At 67.2% G+C, this 21,365-nt stretch carries 18 protein-coding genes and 2 tRNA genes; 6 read left to right on the forward strand and 14 right to left on the reverse strand.

Annotation, left to right across the window (positions count from 1 at the left end; genetic code table 11):
- The first annotated feature begins 13 nt into the window (after positions 1–13).
- The gene (locus EV650_RS14355) at positions 14–1,312 is read left to right on the forward strand and encodes an aspartate aminotransferase family protein (RefSeq protein ID WP_166678114.1); all 1,299 of its coding nucleotides are present in this window, start codon (positions 14–16) and stop codon (positions 1,310–1,312) included.
- On the opposite strand, the gene EV650_RS14360 is transcribed toward EV650_RS14355, so the two are convergent.
- The 6 genes from EV650_RS14360 to EV650_RS14385 form a co-directional block, all read right to left on the reverse strand.
- Complete coding sequence (locus EV650_RS14360) at positions 1,275–2,870, reverse strand: alpha/beta hydrolase (RefSeq protein WP_134119162.1); 1,596 nt, start codon at positions 2,868–2,870, stop codon at positions 1,275–1,277. The genes EV650_RS14355 and EV650_RS14360 overlap by 38 nt on opposite strands.
- A gap of 103 nt (positions 2,871–2,973) precedes the next feature.
- Positions 2,974–4,266, reverse strand: coding sequence for an ATP-dependent Clp protease ATP-binding subunit ClpX (gene clpX / locus EV650_RS14365; RefSeq protein ID WP_134119164.1), 1,293 nt, complete (start codon positions 4,264–4,266; stop codon positions 2,974–2,976).
- Positions 4,267–4,438: 172 nt separating this feature from the next.
- The gene (locus EV650_RS14370) at positions 4,439–5,050 is read right to left on the reverse strand and encodes an ATP-dependent Clp protease proteolytic subunit (protein ID WP_134119166.1); all 612 of its coding nucleotides are present in this window, start codon (positions 5,048–5,050) and stop codon (positions 4,439–4,441) included.
- Positions 5,051–5,079: 29 nt separating this feature from the next.
- A complete protein-coding gene (locus tag EV650_RS14375) occupies positions 5,080–5,703 on the reverse strand; it encodes a ClpP family protease (RefSeq protein WP_134119169.1) in 624 nt (207 codons plus the stop codon).
- Between the two features lie 366 nt (positions 5,704–6,069).
- Positions 6,070–7,482, reverse strand: coding sequence for a trigger factor (gene tig, locus EV650_RS14380; protein ID WP_134119171.1), 1,413 nt, complete (start codon positions 7,480–7,482; stop codon positions 6,070–6,072).
- A 78-nt stretch (positions 7,483–7,560) separates the two neighbouring features.
- Positions 7,561–7,633, reverse strand: a tRNA-Pro gene (locus EV650_RS14385).
- Positions 7,634–7,773: 140 nt separating this feature from the next.
- On the opposite strand from EV650_RS14385, the gene EV650_RS14390 reads away from it, so the two are divergent.
- Positions 7,774–7,844, forward strand: a tRNA-Gly gene (locus tag EV650_RS14390).
- A 355-nt stretch (positions 7,845–8,199) separates the two neighbouring features.
- Here the strand turns inward: EV650_RS14390 and EV650_RS14395 are convergent.
- Complete coding sequence (locus EV650_RS14395; protein WP_238174202.1) at positions 8,200–8,622, reverse strand: hypothetical protein; 423 nt, start codon at positions 8,620–8,622, stop codon at positions 8,200–8,202.
- Between the two features lie 79 nt (positions 8,623–8,701).
- Positions 8,702–10,435, reverse strand: a complete 1,734-nt coding sequence (locus tag EV650_RS14400; RefSeq protein ID WP_134119173.1) for a phage tail protein — start codon at positions 10,433–10,435, stop codon at positions 8,702–8,704.
- A gap of 338 nt (positions 10,436–10,773) precedes the next feature.
- Here EV650_RS14400 and EV650_RS14405 point away from each other — a divergent pair, with 338 nt between their 5' ends.
- The 4 genes from EV650_RS14405 (at position 10,774) to EV650_RS14420 (ending at position 17,092) form a co-directional block, all read left to right on the forward strand.
- Positions 10,774–11,997, forward strand: coding sequence for an MFS transporter (locus tag EV650_RS14405; RefSeq protein WP_134119175.1), 1,224 nt, complete (start codon positions 10,774–10,776; stop codon positions 11,995–11,997).
- Positions 11,998–12,316: 319 nt separating this feature from the next.
- Complete coding sequence (locus EV650_RS14410; protein WP_238174203.1) at positions 12,317–13,981, forward strand: ABC transporter ATP-binding protein; 1,665 nt, start codon at positions 12,317–12,319, stop codon at positions 13,979–13,981.
- Positions 13,978–15,861: an ABC transporter ATP-binding protein gene (locus EV650_RS14415; protein WP_134119179.1), complete on the forward strand. Its 1,884-nt coding sequence runs from the start codon at positions 13,978–13,980 to the stop codon at positions 15,859–15,861. The genes EV650_RS14410 and EV650_RS14415 overlap by 4 nt, the downstream gene beginning before the upstream one ends.
- Before the next feature lie 79 nt (positions 15,862–15,940).
- Positions 15,941–17,092, forward strand: coding sequence for an AAA family ATPase (locus tag EV650_RS14420; RefSeq protein WP_134119181.1), 1,152 nt, complete (start codon positions 15,941–15,943; stop codon positions 17,090–17,092).
- Here EV650_RS14420 and EV650_RS14425 read toward each other — a convergent pair.
- The 6 genes from EV650_RS14425 to EV650_RS14450 form a co-directional block, all read right to left on the reverse strand.
- A complete protein-coding gene (locus EV650_RS14425; protein ID WP_134119183.1) occupies positions 17,089–17,925 on the reverse strand; it encodes a DMT family protein in 837 nt (278 codons plus the stop codon). The genes EV650_RS14420 and EV650_RS14425 overlap by 4 nt on opposite strands.
- Positions 17,925–18,656: a CDP-alcohol phosphatidyltransferase family protein gene (locus EV650_RS14430; protein ID WP_134119185.1), complete on the reverse strand. Its 732-nt coding sequence runs from the start codon at positions 18,654–18,656 to the stop codon at positions 17,925–17,927. The genes EV650_RS14425 and EV650_RS14430 overlap by 1 nt, the downstream gene beginning before the upstream one ends.
- A gap of 154 nt (positions 18,657–18,810) precedes the next feature.
- Positions 18,811–19,251, reverse strand: coding sequence for a nitroreductase family deazaflavin-dependent oxidoreductase (locus tag EV650_RS14435; RefSeq protein WP_134119188.1), 441 nt, complete (start codon positions 19,249–19,251; stop codon positions 18,811–18,813).
- 47 nt (positions 19,252–19,298) lie between these two features.
- The gene (locus EV650_RS14440; protein ID WP_134119190.1) at positions 19,299–19,724 is read right to left on the reverse strand and encodes an SRPBCC domain-containing protein; all 426 of its coding nucleotides are present in this window, start codon (positions 19,722–19,724) and stop codon (positions 19,299–19,301) included.
- Between the two features lie 22 nt (positions 19,725–19,746).
- Positions 19,747–20,208, reverse strand: a complete 462-nt coding sequence (locus tag EV650_RS14445; protein WP_238174204.1) for a hypothetical protein — start codon at positions 20,206–20,208, stop codon at positions 19,747–19,749.
- A 37-nt stretch (positions 20,209–20,245) separates the two neighbouring features.
- Positions 20,246–21,337: a PP2C family protein-serine/threonine phosphatase gene (locus tag EV650_RS14450; RefSeq protein WP_134119192.1), complete on the reverse strand. Its 1,092-nt coding sequence runs from the start codon at positions 21,335–21,337 to the stop codon at positions 20,246–20,248.
- Positions 21,338–21,365 lie beyond the last annotated feature (28 nt).

Below are 21,365 nucleotides of genomic sequence, written 5' to 3' on the forward strand. Positions count from 1 at the left end.
CTGGAGGAGAACTGTGCAGAGGACTCACGACAATGCCGACCGCTTGTACAAGCGTGCCCGGCAGGTGATCGCCGGTGGTGTCTCCAGCGACGCACGGCGCGCTGACCAGCCGTTGTTCGTGGACCACGCCAGTGGCTCCGAGCTGTGGGACGTGGACGGCAACCGCTATCTCGACTACGTGCTCGGCCAGGGCCCGAACCTACTCGGCCACGCCGCACCGCTGGTCGCCGACGCGGTCTCTGCCCAGGTACGTCGCGGCGTCGCGTACGCCGCCCAACACGAGCTCGAAGCACAGGTCGCGGAACGCCTCTGCGCCATGATCCCGGCAGCCGAGCTCGTCCGTTTCAACACGGTCGGCTCAGAGGCTGTGCACGGCGCGATCCGGCTGGCCCGCGGCCACACCGGACGGCCGAAGATCGTGAAGTTCGAGGGCAATTACCACGGCTGGCTCGACCCAGTCCTGTACAGCGTGCACCCGGATCTTGCGCTGGCCGGTGACGCCCGGCATCCCACGGCGGTCGGCGGTACGGCGGGCCAGCCGCGGCACGACGCCGACGACCTGATCGTCCTGCCGTACAACGATCTCCCCGCCGTCGCTGCGCTGTTCGAGCAGAGCGGTGACGAGATCGCGGCCGTCATCCTCGAACCGCTGTTGTGCAACACCGGCTGCATCACGCCGCAGCCCGGCTACCTCGAAGGACTGCGTGAGCTGACCCGGCAGCACGGGTCGTTGCTGATCTTCGACGAGATCATCACCGGCTTCCGGATCGCACCCGGCGGCGCCGGCGAACTGCTCGGCGTCGTACCCGATCTCGCGGCGTTCGGGAAGGCGATGGCCGGCGGCATGCAGGTGTCCGCGCTGGTCGGCTCGCACGACGTGATGGGGTCGATTGCCAACGGCAAGGTTGCCCACGCGGGCACCTTCAACTCACACCCGGTCGCGATGGCCGCGGCCCACGCCGTACTGCGGCATCTCGACGAAGACCGTGAGTCCGTCTACCCACCGCTGACCGCGGCAGGCCGGCGGTTGATGGCCGGCCTGCGCGCGGCTGCTTCGAAACATGGCGTACCCCTTCTCGTCGACGGACCGGGGCCGGTGTTCCAGACCTACATCACTGACCAAGCAGAGGTGACCGACTATCGATCGTTCGCCGCCTGCGATCGGGCCGCGATGGCTCGGTTCCACGCCGGACTGTTCGCGGCGGGGATCAACATCGTCCCGCGCGGACTGTGGTTCCTCTCCACCGAGCACACCGCGGACCAGATCGACGAGACTATTGCGGTAGCGGAGTCAGTACTTTCTTCCCTGTAGGCAGCGGATCGAACGGCTTGCGGTCCTGCGTGCACGTCGCGCCGTCAGCCGGCGCCTTCAGCTGGGTCAGGTAGTCAGTGATCATCGCGTCGGCGCAGGTGCTCTTGCCGATCGTCGTGTGCCCGTAGCCCTCGACCGTGACCATGCGGGCGTCCGGGTACAGGTCGGCGTACGGACGGGTGGCCTCGTACGGCGTCGCCGGGTCGTGCCGGGTGCCAAAGACGAGTACGGGCTGCTTCACGCTGTTCTTCCACGGGCCGAGGAACGCGTCGCTGTCGCGGATCCCCATGAACTCGCATTGGACTCCGATCCAGGCTCGGTAGCGACCGAAGTGCGGAGCGCGCTTGTCGGCGGCGTCGGCGTACGCCGGGTACGCGAGCGGTCCCCGACCGGACTGCTTGGCCTCGACGCACGGCTGCAGGACGCTGCCGACCGACGTGCTGTAGTCCTCCTTGCGCCGGTTCCACTCGACCAACGCGGTCGGTGCCTTCGCGGCGGCGGCCTTGGTTCGGTTCATCGTCGAAAGCTCGGCCCACATCTGAGCGAGTGCGGGGAAGCCGGCCGGGTCGTACAGGTTCGAGAACGTGATGGCCACTGCGACGGCGTACGTCACCTTGAGCGTGGATCCGTCCGGCATCGGGACATCGATCGGATGGGTCTTCAGCCGCTCCATCGTGCTCTCCACGACGGTCTTCGGATCGCCGAGCGTATTCAGCGCGCAGTTGGCGGCCGCCTTCTTGCACTCGGCGAGGAACTGCTCGTACGTGTCGTACGCACCGTCGCCCTGCTTCAGCCGGACGCCGACCGGGTTCGAGTCGCCGTTCGAGCCGGAGTACCACTCCGGGCTCAGCGTGCCGTCGAGCACGAGCGCGCGGACCTTGTTCGGGAACAGCTTCGCGTACGTCGCACCGAGATACGTGCCGTACGAGTAGCCGATGTACGACAGCTTCTCGTCGCCGACCGCCTGCCGCAGCCGATCCATGTCACGGGCAACGTTCGCGGTCGAGTAGTGCGCGAGCCGATCCGGTGAAGTAGTCCGGCAGCTGACTGCGATCTTCGCGCTGTCCACGATGAACTGGCGCTCTTCCTTCGCCGTCAGCGGGAACGGCGGGACGTTCGCCGTCGCCTTCGCCTCGTCAGCAGCGGTCGGGTAACAGGTGGCGGGGTCCGAGCGGCCCACGCCGCGCGGGTCGAAGCCGAGGATGTCGAACTTCGCGCGCACCGACGGGGTGTAGATCTGCTGGCCGGCCTGCTGGACGAAGTCGACCCCGGAGCCGCCCGGGCCGCCTGGGTTCGTGAACAACGTGCCGATCTTGTGCGCCGCGTCAGTGGCAGGCAATCGGGTCAGCGCGATCGTGGTCGTCGGCCCGTGCGGCTTGTCGTATTCGGTCGGGACCTCGACGGTCGCGCACTGGAACGGCTTCAGCTTGGGGTCCGCGCCGCAACTCCCCCAGGCGATCGCCGTCTGGGCTTGAGCCACGGCGGAGGTCATCGGTGTGAGCAGCACCAGGGCCACACCGGCGACAGACAGTCTTCGAAGGATTCTTCTGGGCGTCATGTCACCGACCGTAGGCGGGTGACCTCTCAGGTCGCGTCCACCACGAGAAGGAGGCCGGGAACCCGCCTCACGGCGGACCCGGCCTCCTGCTGACAGCGGTGGTTCAGGCGCTCTTCTCGCGGCGCTGCTTGCGCTCGAGCTGGTCGCGCGGGATCAGCGTCGGGTTCACGTTCTCCAGGACGACCTCGCCGGTGACGACGACCTTCGCGACGTCCTCGCGGCTCGGCACCTCGTACATCACGTTCAGGAGGACTTCCTCCATGATCGCCCGCAGGCCGCGGGCGCCGGTGCCACGCAGCAGCGCCTGGTCGGCGATCGCCTCGACCGCGTCCTCGTCGAACTCCAGCTCGACGTTGTCGATCTCGAACAGCCGCCGGTACTGCTTGACCAGCGCGTTCTTCGGCTCCGACAGGATCTTGATCAGCGCGTCCCGGTCCAGCGGGGACACGGTGGTGATGACCGGGAGGCGGCCAATGAACTCGGGGATCAGACCGAACTTGAGCAGATCCTCCGGCATCACATCGGCGTACCCGCCGGCCTCTTTGGGCTTCTCCGGCTCGCGGGAGGTGTTGAAGCCGAGGGTCTTCTTGCCGACCCGCTGCTCGACCATGTGGTCCAGGCCGGCGAACGCGCCGCCGACGATGAACAGCACGTTGGTGGTGTCGATCTGGATGAACTCCTGATGCGGGTGCTTGCGTCCACCCTGCGGCGGCACCGAGGCCGTCGTACCTTCCAGGATCTTCAGCAGCGCCTGCTGGACACCCTCGCCGGAAACATCGCGGGTGATCGACGGGTTCTCGCTCTTGCGGGCGATCTTGTCGACCTCGTCGATGTAGATGATCCCGGTCTCGGCCTTCTTGACGTCGTAGTCGGCCGCCTGGATCAGCTTCAGCAGGATGTTCTCGACGTCCTCGCCGACGTACCCCGCCTCGGTCAGCGCCGTCGCGTCCGCGATCGCGAACGGGACGTTCAGCATCCGGGCCAGCGTCTGGGCGAGGTAGGTCTTGCCGCAGCCGGTCGGGCCGATCAGCAGGATGTTCGACTTGGCCAGCTCGACGGCCTCGTCCTTCGCGTGCCGTCCCGCGCTCGACGCGCCCTGGCCGTCACGGACCCGCTTGTAGTGGTTGTACACCGCCACCGCGAGTGCCTTCTTCGCCACGTCCTGTCCGACGACGTACGCGTTGAGGAAGTCGTAGATCTCCCGCGGCTTCGGCAGCTCGGTGAGTCCGACCTCGGAGCCCTCGTTCAGCTCCTCCTCGATGATCTCGTTGCAGAGATCGATGCATTCATCGCAGATGTAGACGCCGGGACCGGCGATGAGCTTCTTGACCTGCTTCTGACTCTTTCCGCAGAACGAGCACTTGAGCAGATCGCCGCCGTCACCAATGCGTGCCACCGGGACAGATCCCTTCTATGCGTGTCGAACTATGGGCCGGGAGGGCGTGGAAACAGGTACCCCGATCCGTTCTTGACGGTACCCCGTCCGGGGCCGAAACGCCGCGCCCGCCACCGGGTTGTGACTACGCCGGTGGCGAACGCGTCAGGCCCTTGACAGCCCGTCGTACGGATCAGACGCCGGCCGGGACCGGGGTCTTGAGGCTCTGCAGGACGTCGTCGATCAGGCCGTACTCGATGGCCTGGTCGGCGGTCAGGAACTTGTCCCGCTCGATGTCGCGCGACACTTCCTCGTGCGACTTGCCGCTGGCGTCGGCGATCATCTTCTCCAGCAGCGCGCGCAGGCGGAGGATCTCGTTCGCCTGGATCTCGATGTCGCTGGACTGACCGTAGGTGCCCTCGGTGGCCGGCTGGTGGATGATGATCCGACTGTTCGGCAGCGCCAGGCGCTTACCCGGCGTACCGGCCGCGAGCAGCACCGCCGCCGCGGAGGCCGCCTGACCGAGGCAGACGGTCTGGACGTCCGGCTTGATGTAGCGGACGGTGTCGTAGATCGCGGTCAGCGCCGTGAACGAGCCGCCCGGGGAGTTGATGTAGATGCTGATGTCGCGATCGGAGTCCATCGACTGCAGGCACAGCAGCTGCGCCATCACCGCGTTCGCGATCTCGTCGGTGATCGGCGTACCGAGGAAGATGATCCGGTCCTCGAACAGCTTCGTGTAGGGGTCGATCCGGCGCATGCCGTACGACGTGCGCTCCTCCCACTGCGGGATGAAGTAATTCATGATGCGTCCTTAACTGACGGAGTGGGAGATCAGGAGTTCGGGCTGCCGGAGCTGAGCTGCGCGGCGCTGGCGACCACGTGGTCGATGAAGCCGTAGTCCTTCGCCGCGTCGGCGGTGAACCAGCGGTCGCGGTCGGCGTCGTTCTCGACCTGCTCGAGCGGCTGGCCGGTGTGCTCCGCGATCAGCTTGAACAGCTGCGCCTTGATGTGCAGCGACTGCTCGGCCTGGATCTTGATGTCCGACGCCGTACCGCCCATACCGCCGGACGGCTGGTGCATCATGATCCGCGCGTGCGGCAGCGCGTAGCGCTTGTTCTTCGCGCCGGCGCAGAGCAGGAACTGGCCCATCGAGGCGGCCAGGCCCATCCCGACGGTGGCGACGTCGTTGGAGATCCACTGCATGGTGTCGTAGATCGCCATGCCGGAGTCCACCGAACCACCCGGCGAGTTGATGTACAGCCAGATGTCCTGGTTGGGGTCCTCGGCGTTGAGGAGCAGCATCTGCGCGCAGATCGCGTTCGCGTTGTCGTCGCGAACCTCGGACCCCAGGAAGATGATCCGGTTCTGCAGCAGGCGCTGGTAGATGTGGTCGTCGAGTCCGCCGGATCCGTTGCCGCCCGCGGCGGTGGGGCTGGCTGCAAATGTCTCGTTCACAAAGCCGACATTACTGGTCGGCGGCGACAGACCTAAGGCTGGGCCACAGGTGTTCGCTCACGGCGCACCGTTGTGCCTGCTCTGTCTGCTGTGAGCGAATTCGGCGCGGTTTCACCACCCGCACAGGACAACGGACCCCGACTCCTCGACGGTTGCCTCGTCAGGTACTTCGGGGCGGTCGGTGCGCTCGGCGTCCCGCCGTACCTCTGGCTCCTCGAGCAGCGCGGCCACACCCCGGTCCTTCCCTCGGAAATCGTTTCACCAGCCACGCTAGGTGGTCGATCCGTCAGTTTCCTTACGACCGGTTCGCGAAATGCGAACGGCCCGGACCCCTGCGACGGGGTCCGGGCCGTTACGGCGTACTGCTCAGGCCTTCGCGGGCTCCTCGACCGGGGCCTCGGCGGCCTCGTCGGTGCCCTCAGCGCCCTCGGCACCCTCGGCGTCCGGGTCGGCGTAGGTGCCGTCCGGCTGCAGGGTCTTCAGCTCGACCGTGTTGCCCGACGCGTCGGTGACCTTGGCGTTCTCGACCAGGTACGCGAGCGCCTTGCCGCGGACGACCTCGGACACCAGGCTCGGGACCAGGTTGTTCTCCACCGCGTGCTGGGCGAACTGGTCCGGGCTGACGCCGGAACGCTGCGCGTGCCGGACGATGTGCTCGGTCAGCTCCTGGTCGTTGACGCTCAGCTCCTGCTGCTCGGCCACCAGGTCCAGCACGAACTGCGCCTTGATCGCGTCCTCGGAGCGCTTCTTCAGGTCCTCGTCGAACTCGTCCTGAGTCTGCTCCTCACCCTCGAGGAACTGCTCCATCGTCATCCCGGAGTACCCGAGCTGCTGCTCCAGGTTCTCCTTGCGGGCGGCCAGCTCGTCGACCAGCAGACCCTCCGGCACCGGCACGTCCACCATGGTCAGGATCTTCTCGAGTACGGCGTCCCTCGCGTCGCCGGCCTGCTCGAGCCGCTTGCCGCGCTCCAGCCGGGTCCGGACGTCGGCGGTCAGCTCATCCGCGGTGTCGAACTCAGAAGCGGTCTGCGCGAACTCGTCATCGAGCTCCGGCAGCTCCTGCTCCTTGACCGCGGTCACGGTCACCTCGACATCGACATCGTCGCCCTTCAGCGACCCGCCGACCAGCTGCGTGACGAACGTCTTCTTCTCGCCGGCGCTCAGCCCGATGACCGCCTCGTCCAGGCCGTCGAGCAGCTGACCGCTGCCGACCTGGTACGACAGGCCGGTCGCCTGCGCCTCCTCGACCTTCTCGCCGTCCTTGCTGGCCGACAGGTCCAAGGTGATGAAGTCCTTGTCCGCGACCGCGCGCTCGACCGGGTTCAGCGAGCCGAACCGCTGCCGCAGCGACTCGATCTGCTCGTCGACCTCTTCGTCGGAGATCGCCAGGTCCTCGACCTCGGCCTCCAGACCCTCGAGGTCGGGCAGGGTGATCTCCGGGCGGACCTCGACCTCGGCGGAGAACTGCAGGCTCTCCTTGTCGTTGAACTCGGTCACATCGACCTCGGGCCGGCCGATCGCCTTCACCTGGTTGTCACTCACCGCCTGCGAGTACAGCTTCGGGAGCGCGTCGTTGATCGCCTCCTCGAGCACCGGGCCGCGGCCCACGCGCTGGTCGATGACCTGCGGCGGGATCTTGCCCTTGCGGAACCCGGGGACGGTGATCTGCGAGGCGATGCTCTTGTACGCCGCGTCGAGGCTCGGCTTGAGCTCCTCGAACGGCACCTCGACGATGAGCTTGACCTTCGTCGGGCTCAAGGACTCGACGGTGCTCTTCACGGTGGCGGTTCTCCTTGATTCGATGACATTCACAGCACGGGCGACAGCCCGGACCGCAGCATTGCTGCAGGGGGTTTGTCGGGGCGACAGGACTCGAACCTGCGGTCTCCTGCTCCCAAAGCAGGCGCGCTAGCCACTACGCTACGCCCCGCAGTGACCGCACGAGTCTAGTCGACCCGAACCAGTGCTCGCGCCACCCCCCGCTCGATGCGCAAATCCGGGCTCCGCCCGTGGCAATTTTGAGTCCACCGGGGTGGATGTGGAATCATGACGGAGTGCCGCGAGGCGCACGCGGGTGTAGCTCAATGGTAGAGCCCCAGTCTTCCAAACTGACTACGCGAGTTCGATTCTCGTCACCCGCTCTCGGACGATGGGCGAGGTGTGCCTGCGGAAAAGCGCAGGCCGCCTCGCCCTCGTCGTTCTGTGCGCCGTCGCTCCGCTCGGCGCGTTGCGGGGGCTTGCGCTTCTTCTCCGCGATCACCTGCGGGACATCGCCACCCGGCTACTGCGACGATCTGCAGCTCGACAGGTAGAACACCTGCGATACACCGTACGCACGGGCAGTTTTGCGCTCAGGTGTACTGCCGGCCGCCCGACACCTCCTGTCCACCTGTCCACGAACCCCGTCCCAGCGCCTCAGAACGCACTCACATCCACGCACGGCTCATCTGGGTCCAACCCGAGTGGCTCGGAATGAGGAGCATTCTTGGGATCGCGTTAGCTCGGAGCGGCCCGCCGTACTGCAGCGTCGTACTGGGAGCGGTCGAACGTGAACGGTCCGAAACTGCTGTAATCCCGCCGAGGACGATGAGGCTGACGGAACCCCCGCCAAGTGACCTGCGTCCCGACCACGACCTGAGCCTCGAGCGGCCAGCAACCCACCTCACCGCAGTTGCACCCAAGTAGAGCCACTGACCCGTCACGACCGCTCAGATACTCCGGCAGGCTCCCGTGGCTGAGGTGCTCCAGCACCAGGCCGGCGTACCCGCCGATGACGTCGAATCGGTGTGCTCGCTCGTAGGTCTCCACGAGGTCTGTCAGGGCGATCCCGTCCACTGTCGGCAGCAGTTCGCGAGCTGGACCGCCCTCCCACGGGTGCAGCTCAAACCCCACCCGCCGGATCGTCAACCTGTCGTTCACACACCCCAGTCTGTCCGCTCCAGGTGGCGAAGCCGAGCGCGGCCAGGCGGTTGAGCAACACCTATTTGGTTGGCTCAGGTCAGGGGGCTCGGAGTAGGGCTACTGCGTCTATGGAGGCGGGGGCTGTGCTGGTGCTGATGATCTTGAGGGCGCCGGTGCGGAAGACCGTGGTCGGTAGGTAGGTGACTACGCGGCTGGTGGTGGTGGCTGTTAGGGAGACCGTGCCGATTTTGATGTTGGCGTGGTAGATGTCTACTCGGCCTTGGGCAGGGCCGTGGAGGGCTATCAGGGCTATGCGTTGGCCTGCTTCGGTGGCCTTGGTCAGGTAGGCGCCGTTGGCTTTGAGGATGGTTGTGGTGCCTTGGAAGGCCAGGGTGCTGGTGGTGCGGGTGACTGTGCCGGCGGAGGTCAGGGCTCGGTCGTCTTCAGGCGCTACTGAGCAGAGTGGGGCGGACCAGGCGGAGAGGTTGCCCAGGTAGTCGCGGGATCGGACCATGAAGCATTCGTCCCAGCCGAGGCGGGGGGTCCAGGTGATCGACGTGATCCGGGTGTTCTGCCAGGTGGCCGGGTAGATCCACTTGCCGAGCGCGACGCCTGGTGCGGCGGTCTTGTAGACGACGTCGTACGACGCGATGTCGGTGTCGTCCTTGTAGGCCCAGCGAACGGTCGCGGTCGCAGCCAGGTTGACGCGGTCGCCGATACGCCAGGTGACGAGGGAGGGCGCGGTGCCGTCCACCTCACTGCAGTACGACGTACTCCACGCGCTCACGTTGCCCGCGTAGTCGCGCGCCCGGACCTGCCAGCACGTGTCTGTGCCGACGGCCGCAGTCAGACTCGCACCCGTGGTCTTCAGGCCCTGCCATGCGGGCACCTGGTTCCAGGCGCCGTACGGCGTGGTGCGGTTGGGGCGCTGCTGGATGCGCAGGTCGTAGCTCAACACGCCGGTTGCCGGTGAGTTCGGGTCCTGTGGGTCGTCGTACGCCCACTCGAAGGACAGGCTGGTGTTGTCGCGGACGCGGGCGCCCGCGGATGCGCTGGTGAGTACGGGCGCCACGGTGTCGGGGTGTTGCTGCGGGTCCGGGGTCAGCCAGCTCAGCGTGATCACGCGTGGGTTGCTGTCGGCGTCGGCGTACACGATCTTCGCCAGGCCGGAGCCGTCGGCGCGGAAGCTGGGAGTAGTACTGCGGATCGGTCCGTAGCGGCGCTGACCGAGAGCCGGGTCGTTGAGGTCGGTGACCAGCAGGTCCGAGCCGGACGACTGAACGGCGAAACCGTTGCCCAGCTGGGAGTCCGCGGCCACGGACAGGTTGCGAGGCGGCTGCGGCCCCAGTACGTCCACGACCTGGTTGCAACCACTCAGGACAGCCCAGCGGCCGTTGACGCCGTCCGGGCCGACAGTGCAGGCGCTGGCGACCAGCACAGTCTTCACGTCGCCAGTAGTCAGGTTCTTACCGTCCAGCTGCCCAGGCGACGTCACCTTCCACACCGTGTCGCCGGACATGGCAAACGGCGGGGCGTAGTCGGCCAGCTTCGTCTTCGAAGCAACGTCGTACACCTCTGCGGTCGCCGAACTCGCCGCGCGGTGCGAGACGAGCTTGCCGCCCTTGCCGAGCACCACCTCGTCCGTGGCGGGGAACGTGAGCCCGCCGACCTTCGCAGTACTCCCGTCGAACGTGAGCAGCGCAGTCCCCTCCACCTGCAGCGGCTTGCCGTTGTTCAGGCCACCGGAGGCGGTCCACGTGGTCCCGTTGTTGCTGGTCTCGTAGACAACGCGGTCGGCCTGCTGCGACACGACCACCCGAGCCCCTGACATCCCCACGTCTGTGGCAGTGCGCCCAGGAACCAGCACGCCCGCCCCCAGGTGCGGCGGCGGGTCAGCCGCAGCCCCCTGAGAGGCCGTCAACGACACCAGTACAGCGGCACACCCAACAGCCGCCGCCAACGCCCGAAACCTGACCACAAGAATCCCCCCAGTACTACGAAGTCATCGCGCCGCACCCTAGTCAGTAACCACCAGTAACGGAAGCACCCTCGAAAACCGGCCAGGTGCCTTCACCGCAAGGGGTGCGGTGTTTCGCGTGGAGTGAACAGGGTCTGCTGGGGGCGAACAGGTGTAGTCGGGCGGCTTCCCTGGGTGACAGGTTCAAGGGCATGGCATGGGTTGTGAGGGGTGAGTTTCGGAAGCTGTGGGTCGGGCAGTTGGTGTCGGCGTCGGGTAGTGCGGTCACGACTGTCGCGCTGCCCTTGGTGGCAGTGGTGACCCTGCAGGCGTCGGCTGTGGAGATGGGTGCGTTGTCGGCGTTGACGATCGCACCGCACCTGGTGTTCGGGCTGCTGGCCGGGGTCTGGGTGGACAGGTGGTCGCTGCGCCGAGTGCTGATCTGGACTGACGTCGGACGGCTGCTGTTGCTCGGCTCTGTGCCCGCAGCGGCTGCTCTGGACGTGCTGAGCATCGAGCAGCTGTACGCCGTCGCCGTCCTGACCGGGGTACTCACTCTGTTGTCCGACACTGCGTCCCAGACGATGATCCCGTCGCTGGTGCCGCGTGAGGACCTGATGCGGGCGAACAGTGCCGCCCTGCTGAATCTCAACCTCGCCTCGACGGTCGGACCGTCCGTGGCCGGCTTCCTGGTCCAGGTACTCACGGCGCCGTTCGCGATCGTCATCGACGCCGCGTCGTACGTCGTGTCCGCGGCGGTCTCGTATTTCATCCGCGAGCCGGCCCGTGCGCCCGCACGACCACGGTCCGAGGTGCGGCTGTCAGCCGGGCTGCGGGTGCTCTTCGGCGACCGGATGCTCAGGCCGCTGGTGGTCTCCGCGGCGATTGCGGCCATGGCCGGAGCGATGCAGGGTCCGCTGATCGTGCTCTTCCTGATCCGCGAGCTGCACAGGTCGCCGGCGTTCGTCGGCCTCAGCATGACCGCGTTCGGCGCGGCCGCCGTGGCCGGTACCTTCGTCGCCTCCGCGTGGTGCCGACGGGTCGGCATCGGCCGCTCCTACCTGTCCGGCGTATTCCTTGCCTCACTCAACGGTGTCCTGCTCTTCACCGGTCGCACACCGCTCATCCTCCTTGGTCAGGTGCTCTCCGGCATCGGCATGACACTGTTCGGAGTGCCCCAGCGCACCCTGCGCCAGTCGCTGGCCCCGCCCCACCTGCTGGGCCAGGTGACCGCCTCCTGGCGCACTCTGGTCATCGGCGGCCAGGCGGCCGGCGCTGCGGCCTCCGGCGTCCTGGCAACCGCCATCCACATCCGCCCGACCCTGCTGATCGCCACTGCGGGCATGCTCGCCGGCCTGCTCGTCGCCGTCTTCTCTCCGCTCCGCGGGCTGCGGGATCTGCCCGAACGGGAACCGGCCGGACGATCGGTGGCGTAGTACTGATTGCGGATCGTGATAGGTGCGGGCGCGCGTCCCGCGTGGGTCCGGGATGGGTTATTGCGTTTCATCAGCCGGGAATGGAATTAGCGGGACAAGCGCTTACCTACTAAGCGATACTGGAAAGTGCGCCGTTTTCAGGTCGCCCAAACCCCCTTGTGAACCGAAGTAGATGGGAAGTGCGCCCGTCCAGATGCCGTCAGAGCACACTGTCCAAGCGCCGTCGATCGCTGCCCCTACCACCCGTGCCCCAGAACGCAGCCGCAACCTGTGGCGGCTTCGTCCTTATCTGAAACCACACCGCTGGCGCCTCGCGGTGATGTTCTCCACCGCCATGCTCGGCGTCGGCGTGAGCCTCGCCGTACCGCTGGTCACCAGAGCCATCATCGATGGTCCGGTCACCCGCCGTGAGCTGAGCGCGCTGGTCCCGCTGGCACTGCTGGCCCTCGGGCTCAGCATCTCCGAGGTCATCCTGGTGTGGATGCGCCGCTGGGCGCAATCCCGAACGGTCAGTGACTTGGAGGCAACACTCCGGCACGACCTGTACGTCCGGCTCCAGTCGCTGCCGATGGAGTTCCACACCCGCTGGCAGAGCGGTCAGCTGCTGTCCCGCGTCACCACCGACCTGTCCACGATCCGCCGGTTCATGGGCTTCGGTCTGCTCTTCCTGGTGATGAACATCCTGCAACTGATCGTCGTCACCATCCTGCTGCTCCAGCTGTACTGGCCGCTCGGCATCGTGGTCCTGGTGGCCGCCGTGCCGGTGGTGATGGTGTCGCTGAAGTTCGAGAAGAAGTACCTGCGGATCTCCCGCAAGGTGCAGGACCAGCAGGGTGACCTGGCCACCCGGATCGAGGAGTCGGCGCTCGGCTTCCGGGTGATCAAGGCGTTCGGCCGGCGGCCGCACGTCCAGCGCCAGTTCGACGACGAGGCCACCGTCCTGTACGACACCGAGGTGGCGAAGGTCCGGCTCGCGTCCCGGTTCTGGAGCTTCCTCGGCGTCATCCCGAACCTGACCCTGGTGATCGTGCTGCTGCTCGGCGCGCTCGCGGTCGGCCGGGAGGCGATCACCCTCGGCACCCTGGTCGCGTTCATCACGCTGATGCTGTCCCTGGTCTGGCCGATCACCTCGCTCGGCGCGATCCTGGCGATGGCGCAGGAGTCGATGACCGCGGCGGACCGGATCAGCGAGATCCTCGACACCTACTCGGTGATCAAGTCCGGTCCGGACGAGCTCACCAACTCGCGCGGTCACCTGCGCTTCGAGCACGTCGGGTTCCGGTTCTCCGACGACTCCGCCGAGGTGCTGCACGACATCAACCTCGACCTGACCCCTGGTACGACGCTCGCACTGGTCGGCGCCACCGGGTCCGGCAAGACCACCCTGACCGCTCTGGTCCCTCGGCTGTACGACGTGACAGCCGGACGGATCACCATCGACGGGCACGACATCCGGGACCTGACCCTGGAGTCACTGCGGACCGCGGTCGCATCCGCGTTCGACGACCCGACGCTGTTCTCGATGAGCGTCCGGGAGAACCTGACGCTCGGCCGTCCGGACGCCAGCGAGGCCGACGTACAGCAGGCACTCGAGGTCGCCCAGGCGCAGTTCGCCAACGAACTGCCGTGGGGTCTGGAGACCCGCGTCGGTGAGCAGGGCATGTCGCTGTCGGGCGGTCAAAGGCAGCGGCTCGCACTGGCACGTGCAGTGCTCGCCAAACCCGCAGTACTGGTGCTGGACGACACCCTGTCCGCGCTCGACGTCCACACCGAGGCTCTGGTCGAGGAAGCACTGCAGAACGTGCTCGCCGACACCACCGGCATCGTGGTGGCGCACCGCGCGTCCACGGTGATGCTGGCCGACCAGGTGGCCCTGCTTCAGGGCGGGACCATCACCCACGTCGGAACCCATCAGGAGCTACTCGCGACAGTGCCGGCGTACCGGCACCTGCTCGCGGCAGAGGAAGAGGAGGTGCACGCATGACGACGACCCAGCAAACACCTCCTCAGGCTTCGAGTAACGAGCCGAAGAACGACCGGCAGCCGGCGGAGCAGACGTGGCGGGGCGTCTTCGAGGACGACCCCGACAGGGAGATCTCGCGGGCGACGACCATCCGGCTGAAGGAGGACTCCCGCAAGCTGCTCGGGGAGCTGCTCCGGCCGTACCAGAAGCTGATCTGGCTGCTGGTGGTGATCGTCGTCATCGAGAACGGCGCCCGGCTCGCCGTGCCGTACCTGGTCCACCTGGGCATCGACAACGGCATCCCGCCGATCCTCGCCGGTGAGGGCTCGAAGCAACTGATCACGATCGTGATCGCCGTGCTGTTCTCGGCGCTGCTGCAGGCGTGGGCCCGGCAGATCTTCCTGATGCGGTCCGGCCGGCTCGGTCAGACCATCCTGCTCGGCCTGCGGAAGCGGGTGTTCGACCACTTCCAGCGGCTCAGCCCGGCGTTCCACGACAAGTTCACGTCCGGCCGGGTCATCTCCCGGCTGACGTCGGACGTGCAGGTGATCGACGAGATGCTGGCCAGCGGGTTCGACGGTCTGGTCACCGCCGCGCTGACCCTGGTCGGTACGGCGATCATCCTGCTCACGCTGGACGTCAAGCTCGGTCTGCTCGCGCTGCTGTCGTTCCCGATCCTGCTGATCCTGACGGCGTGGTTCCGGAAGCGGTCCGCCGTCGTCTACCGGCAGACGCGTGAGGCCGTCGTACTGGTCATCGTGCACTTTGTCGAGTCGATGACCGGGATCCGTGCGGTCCAGGCGTTCCGCCGGGAGCCGCGCAACGAGGAGATCTTCCACGGGGTCAACGACCGCTACCGGAAGGCGAACCTCGAGTCGTTCCGGCTGAACGCTGTCTTCATGCCGGCGATCAAGGGCGTCGGCAACATCACCATCGTCGCGATCCTGGCGTTCGGCGGCTACCAGGCGTACCACGGTCACGTGACGGTTGGTGTGCTGACCGCGTTCCTGCTGTACCTGCGGCAGTTCTTCGAGCCGCTGCAGGACATCACGCAGTTCTACAACACCTTCCTGTCCGCCTCGGCGGCGCTGGAGAAGCTGTCCGGCGTGCTGAACGAGACCCCGGACGTCCCGGAGCCGATCGAGCCGGCCAAGCCAGGCAAGGCACACGGTCACCTAGAGCTGCGGAACGTGCGGTTCGAGTACGTCGACGGCGTACCGGTGCTGCCTGGTCTGCAGCTGGACGTGCCGGCTGGTCAGACCCTCGCACTGGTCGGTACGACGGGTGCCGGTAAGACCACGATCGCCAAACTGGTGGCGCGGTTCTACGACCCGACCAGCGGCCACGTGCTGCTCGACGGCGTGGACCTGCGTGACCTGGACGAGGACGACCTGCGCGAGCGGGTGGTCATGGTGACGCAGGAGAACTTCCTGTTCACCGGTTCGGTCGCCGACAACATCCGGTTCGGCAAGCCCGACGCGACCATGGAGGAGGTCGTCGACGCCGCGAAGAACATCGGCGCCCACGACTTCATCATGGCGTTGCCGAACGGCTACGAGACCGCGGTGGAGAAGCGCGGTTCCCGGCTGTCCGCCGGTCAGCGCCAGCTGGTCGCGTTCGCCCGGGCGTTCCTGGCCGACCCGGCCGTACTGATCCTGGATGAGGCGACGTCCAGCCTGGACATCCCCAGCGAGCGCCTCATCCAGCGGGCTCTGAAGACGATCCTGGCCGACCGTACGGCGATCGTGATCGCCCACCGGTTGTCCACCGTCGAGACCGCCGACCGGGTGCTGGTGCTCGAACACGGCCGCATCATCGAGGACGGCTCCCCCGACGACCTCGTCACCCAGGACGGCCACTACGCCGGCCTCCACCAGGCCTGGGAAGACTCCCTGGCCTGACGCTTCACGAAAACAGCGGCCCTCAACCAACCAGGTCGAGGGCCGCTGTTCTGTCCGAGGGCGTCTGTAGCTTGGTCGCATGCTGACGACGCTGGCGGTGGAGAACTACCGGTCTTTGCGGCGCATCGTCATGCCGTTGGGTGGGTTGAACGTGGTGACCGGGGCGAACGGATCCGGCAAGTCGAGCCTGTATCGGGCGCTCCGGCTGCTCGCCGACGCGTCGCGGAACGGTGCCGTGGCTGCCCTGGCTCGCGAGGGCGGGCTGCAGTCGACGCTCTGGGCCGGTCCCGAGCACGTACGCAAGGACCGCCCGGTGCAGGGCACCGTGCGGACCGGTCCTGTGACGCTGCGGATGGGGTTCGCGGGCGATGACTACGGCTATCTGATGGATCTGGGGCTGCCGCGGCCGAGCGGTTCGGAGTTCGACCTGGATCCGGAGATCAAGCGGGAAGCGTTGTGGGCCGGGCCGTTCCTTCGACCGGCCGCGTTGCTGGTCGAGCGCGGCAATCGCGAGGTGCGGATCCGTTCGTCCGGCGGTGAGTGGGAGCGGGCCGGCCATCAGCTCCACACGTTCGACAGCATGCTGAGCGAGTTCGCGGATCCCGAGCGGGCGCCGGAGCTGCTGCTGGTGCGGGACCGGCTGCGGGGCTGGCGGTTCTACGACCACTTCCGCACCGACGCCGACGCGCCGGCCCGACGAGTGCAGATCGGGACGCGCACCGCCGTACTGTCCCAGGACGGCTCCGACGTCGCGGCCGCTCTGCAGACGATCCGCGAGCTCGGACCCAGCGGCGCGCTCGAGGAAGCGATCGAGCTGGGGTTCCCCGGCAGTCGGGTCGACATCGTCAACACGGCCGGCCGCTTCGAGGTCGCCTTCCGGCAGCACGGTCTGCTCCGGCCGCTGTCCGGCGCTGAGCTGTCCGACGGCACCCTCAGATACCTGCTGTGGGTCGCCGCTCTCCTCACCCCGAGACCGCCTGAACTCCTGGTCCTCAACGAGCCCGAGACGAGCTTGCACCCCGATCTGCTTCCAGCGCTGGCGAATCTCGTAGTCACCGCGGCCAAGGAGGCGCAGGTCATCGTCGTGACCCACTCCCGGCCGTTCATCACCTCGCTGCAGGCCCTGTCCCCCGACCTGCACACGGTCGAGCTACTCAAGACCCAAGGCGCCACCACCATCGACGGCCAAGGCCCACTCGACGAGCCACCCTGGAAGTGGCCGTCGCGTTAGGCCTTGACCGATTCGAAGCGGACCAGGATCACGGAGCCGGTGGCGGAGAAGAGGAAGCCGATGATCGCGGCCGGCCACCAGCCGGAGCGTACGGCGTCGTTGAGGACGAAGACGCCGACGGCGGCCGGCGTGATGGTTTGGAGCGCGATCATCGGGGTGGTCGCCAGCGTCACCGAACCGCGCTGCAGGGCCAGCGAATAGAGGATGAACGCGAGCGCACCGCTGATCGGAAGCGTGTACAGCGTGGGGCTGTGGAACAGTTCGCGGATCGAGCCGTCCTGGAGCAGACGGGCTGAGGTCGCAACCCCGGCGTACCCGAGACCGGCCAGCATCCCCAGTAGGGCGGTGGAGACACCGTGTTTCGACCGACTGGCAAGGGCTCCGAGTACGGCGATGGTGATCAGGCCGACGATGATGCCGATGGTCAGGCCGTGATGCTGTGCGCTCGCGCCGGCGTCCCCGGCGGAGACCGCGAGTACGCCGAGGCCCACGCAGACCGCGGCCACCGCGGACCATTCGAGTGCGCTGAGGTGGTCCGACATCAGCCGGGTCGCGAGCAACGCGGTGACGACCAGGCTGACCGCGATACCGGCCTGCGCCAAGTACAAGGGAAGCAGCCGCAACGCGACGAAGTGCAGCCCGAAGCCGGCCAGGTTCAGCGCCAGCGCACCGAGGAACGCAGGCTGCTTGAGCAACGCGACCACGAACCCACCGAGCCGCCGCGGATCCAGCTCCGACTCGGTCGGCACCTTCCGCGAACCGACCGCCTGCAGGATCGCGCCGACACCGAACAGCACCGCGGCCCCCAGAGCCGCGCCAAGACCTAGAACCACTACGCGACAGCCTTGCGGCGCGGCGACCAGAAGGTGAGGTACAGGCTGAGACCGCCGTAGTACACCAGGTACGCCAGCGAGATCGCGACCACGATCGCGTTCGGGTTAGGCATCTGAGCCAGGAGTACGGCGTACGACGCGACCCAGACCGCGGTCGTCAGCAGGTTCAGGGAGCGGAACACCTTGGTCCGCGACGGGTACAAGTACTTCACCGGGATGAAGACCAGAATCGAGCAGACGACCAGGATCGTGCCGGTGGTGACCGGGCTGAGGCCGAGGACCACGACGTAGAACGCGACCACGTTCCAGTAGCTGGGGAAGCCGAGGAAGAAGTGGTCCTCGGTCTTCGCGTCGACCCGGCAGAACTGGTAGCTGGAGGCAAGCAACGGCAACGCGCCGAGCACCGCGCCCCAGGTGCCGCCCGGCAGGTAACCGCCGGTCCAGAGCAGCACGATCGGGGCGAACGCGTACGTCAGGTAGTCGACGATGTTGTCCAGCATCGCGCCGTCGAACCACGGGATGGTTTCCTTCACCCGCAGCCGGCGGGCGATCATCCCGTCGGTGCCGTCGATCACCAGCGCGGCGAGCCCGAGCCAGAGGGCCCGGACGGCATCGCCGTCGATGGCGGCGATCACGATCAGCAACGCGAGCACCGTTCCGCTCGCGGTATAGGCATGCAGTGCAAGTCCGGCCAGACGCAACCGCGTCGACCCGACGAACGGTTCCTGCACCGCGTCGTGTGTGGTCAGGACGACTCCCAGAACTCAAGCGACGCAGCGCGCCGGGCCGGGTCAAGGTCAACCCGGGCCGTCGCCAGCGTCTCACAAGCCTGGGCCCGGGACCGTCACGGCCCGTCATCCCGGGACAGAACTTTGTCCAGATCTTTTACTTGACCCGGTCCAGCAGGAACAGCGGGATCTTCCGGGTGGTCTTGGTCTGGTACTCCGCGTACGGCGGGTACGCGGCGACCGCACGCGGCCACCACTCGTCGTACTCGGCGCCGTCGATCTCGCGGGCGACGTACTCCGAGGTGCTGTCACCGTCCTGCAGCGTGATCTTCGGGTCGGCCTTCAGGTTGTAATACCAGACCGGGTGCTTGGGCGCACCGCCGAGCGACGCGACCGCGGCGTACACGCCGTCCTTCTCGACCCGCATCACCGGCACCTTGCGGATCTTGCCCGACTTGGCGCCGCGCATCGTCATCAGCACGACCTTCATGCCCTGGATCCCGACCGCGTCGGTGGTGCCGGCCTCGGTGACCTTCTCCACCTGGTCCCGGACCCAGCCAGTGGGGCTCGGCGCATATTCGTCGCTGTTCGATGTCATGTCGCCGATCCTAATAGTGACGCATCACCATCACCAACAACGGCGTGTCACAACTCCGGGGCGAGCTTGGTCAGGATGTCGAGGGCGTTGCCCCAGGCCTGGGCGGCCTGCTCGATCTCGTGTTCCGCCTCCGCGTCGAGCCGCTCGAAACCCGACTCGACCACCAACAACCGGGTCCCCTCGCCTTCCGGGGTGAGGGTGAACTCGACCTGGTTCGAGTTCCCCGGCGCCGGGTCCACGCCCGGTACGACGGCGTACCGGTAGGCGAAGCGCCGTCCGGGCTCGACCTTCTCCACGAACCCACGGAATTCTCCGTGCTCGTCCCACCGCAGCACCAGCGGTCCACCCGGCCGCAGGTCGAGCTCCGCACCACCAAACGCGTACCAGCGGGCGAGCCCGTCCGGCTGCGTCACCGCGGCCCACACCACCTCCGGCCGAGCCTCGACGTACACCTCACGCTCCACGCTTTCCATGCGGACCATCCTGCCAAAAGGTTCAGACAGCGCAGGCCTGGAGCTGCGTCGCGGTGGCGATCGTCGCCTCGATCCAGCGACGGCGCAGGAAGTGCGCCTTCAGCAGCCGGTGGACGCCGTCCAGGACGACCAGCCGGCCGCGGTACGCGACCAGGTTGATCGGGAAGTCGAGGTCCGCGTCCATCACCCGCTGGTAGTGCGCGCGGAAGTTCATCGGCGTCTCCGCGACCTGGTGCGGCGTGACCTTGAACCGGTCGCCGTCGAGCTGCCACAGCGGCAGGTCGAACATCCAGACCAGGTCGGCGATCTCGACCGGTTCGACCTTGAGGTCCAGCTCCCGCAGCTTCGCCAGCTGCCAGCGGTACGGCGGGAAGACCTCCCGCAACGTCTCCGGCATCATCGCGACCAGTTCCTCGAACGAGACATCGGGGGCGACCCGATCCGCCCCGGATCCAAAGGTGTCGCCCAGCCCGTCGATCGTCACGACGGAGCAGGCTACGCCATCGGCGGGCCGCTCAACTTCAGGCCGGCGTCCGATGGATGATCACGATCGCCGAATCGTCCCCCGGCCCCCCGGCGCTCGCGACCAGATGGGCGGCGGCACCCAGGAATCCCTGTGCCACAAGCCGTTCCGCATGTCCGATCAGCCGGTCGGTGCCGCGGCCGATGTCGCGCCGCGGCGTCTCCACCATCCCGTCGCTGTACAGGAACAGCGCGTCGCCGAGCTTCAGCTGCCCTTGGTTCACCTTGAACTCCGGCGACTCCATCAGCCCGAGCAACGGCCCGTCCGCGTCCCGCGTCTGCCACCGCCCGGTCCAGGCGTCGAAATGGATCGCCGGCGGATGCCCGGCCGTCCGTACGTCGAAGTCCCCGGTCCGCAGATCGAGCACGACGTGGACCACGGTCGCGAAGTCGTCGTCCCAGTCCTGCCTGCGGATGTACCGGTTCGCCGACGACAGGAACTCCTCCTCCCGTACGACGCCCAGCAGCCCACCGAACGCACCGGACAGCAGCAGCGCCCGCGTCCCGGCATCGATTCCCTTGCCCGAGACATCGACCAGCGCCACCTCGAGTATGTCGCCATGCATCGTCGACACCACGAAGTCGCCCGAGAACGTCGAACCACGGGCGGACTGGATCGCCACCTCGACCCGCCAGCCGGACGGCAACTTCGGCATCTCTCCCTGCGCGGTGAGGGTGTCCCGCAGTTCCATCAGCATCGACTCGCTCCGGGTGCCGGCTACGCCCAGCCGGCTGCGCACCTTAGCGCTGGTGATCAGGATCCAGCCGACGACCAGAAGGACCAGCACGAAGCCGAGCCGGGGCAGCGTCAGTCCGCGCGACAGGACCGCGAACGAGCCCAATGCCGTGGTGATCCCGGTCAGGGCCACCAGTTCGCCGAACTGCAGCAGAACACCACCGACCACCAGCGGGACGATCAGGAAGGACGCCGGTACCAGCGTCATCCAGACCCTGCTGGCGATGGCGATCACCAGCTGCACCAGCAACAGCACGACGAACGCCAGCCGGTGGGAGCGACGGGCACGACGGCCCAACGCCTCGACCCGGCGGCCGATGCGTCGTACCAGCGCAAGACCGCCGCTCTCCCTCATGGTGTGAAGAAGATAACGGTACTGTTTG

Origin of the sequence: Kribbella kalugense, assembly GCF_004365875.1 — a bacterium.
GTDB classification, from domain to species: Bacteria; Actinomycetota; Actinomycetes; order Propionibacteriales; family Kribbellaceae; genus Kribbella; species Kribbella kalugense.

Excerpts from the sequence above, each read along its gene's own strand:
- EV650_RS14405 (WP_134119175.1), top strand. The coding sequence starts at position 10,774 with ATGGCATGGGTTGTGAGGGGTGAGTTTCGGAAGCTGTGGGTCGGGCAG.
- EV650_RS14415 (WP_134119179.1), top strand. The coding sequence starts at position 13,978 with ATGACGACGACCCAGCAAACACCTCCTCAGGCTTCGAGTAACGAGCCG.
- EV650_RS14440 (WP_134119190.1), bottom strand. The coding sequence starts at position 19,724 with ATGGAAAGCGTGGAGCGTGAGGTGTACGTCGAGGCTCGGCCGGAGGTG.
- EV650_RS14435 (WP_134119188.1), bottom strand. The coding sequence starts at position 19,251 with ATGACATCGAACAGCGACGAATATGCGCCGAGCCCCACTGGCTGGGTC.
- EV650_RS14370 (WP_134119166.1), bottom strand. The coding sequence starts at position 5,050 with ATGAATTACTTCATCCCGCAGTGGGAGGAGCGCACGTCGTACGGCATG.
- EV650_RS14360 (WP_134119162.1), bottom strand. The coding sequence starts at position 2,870 with ATGACGCCCAGAAGAATCCTTCGAAGACTGTCTGTCGCCGGTGTGGCC.
- EV650_RS14450 (WP_134119192.1), bottom strand. The coding sequence starts at position 21,337 with ATGAGGGAGAGCGGCGGTCTTGCGCTGGTACGACGCATCGGCCGCCGG.
- EV650_RS14410 (WP_238174203.1), top strand. The coding sequence starts at position 12,317 with ATGTTCTCCACCGCCATGCTCGGCGTCGGCGTGAGCCTCGCCGTACCG.
- EV650_RS14420 (WP_134119181.1), top strand. The coding sequence starts at position 15,941 with ATGCTGACGACGCTGGCGGTGGAGAACTACCGGTCTTTGCGGCGCATC.
- EV650_RS14400 (WP_134119173.1), bottom strand. The coding sequence starts at position 10,435 with ATGTCAGGGGCTCGGGTGGTCGTGTCGCAGCAGGCCGACCGCGTTGTC.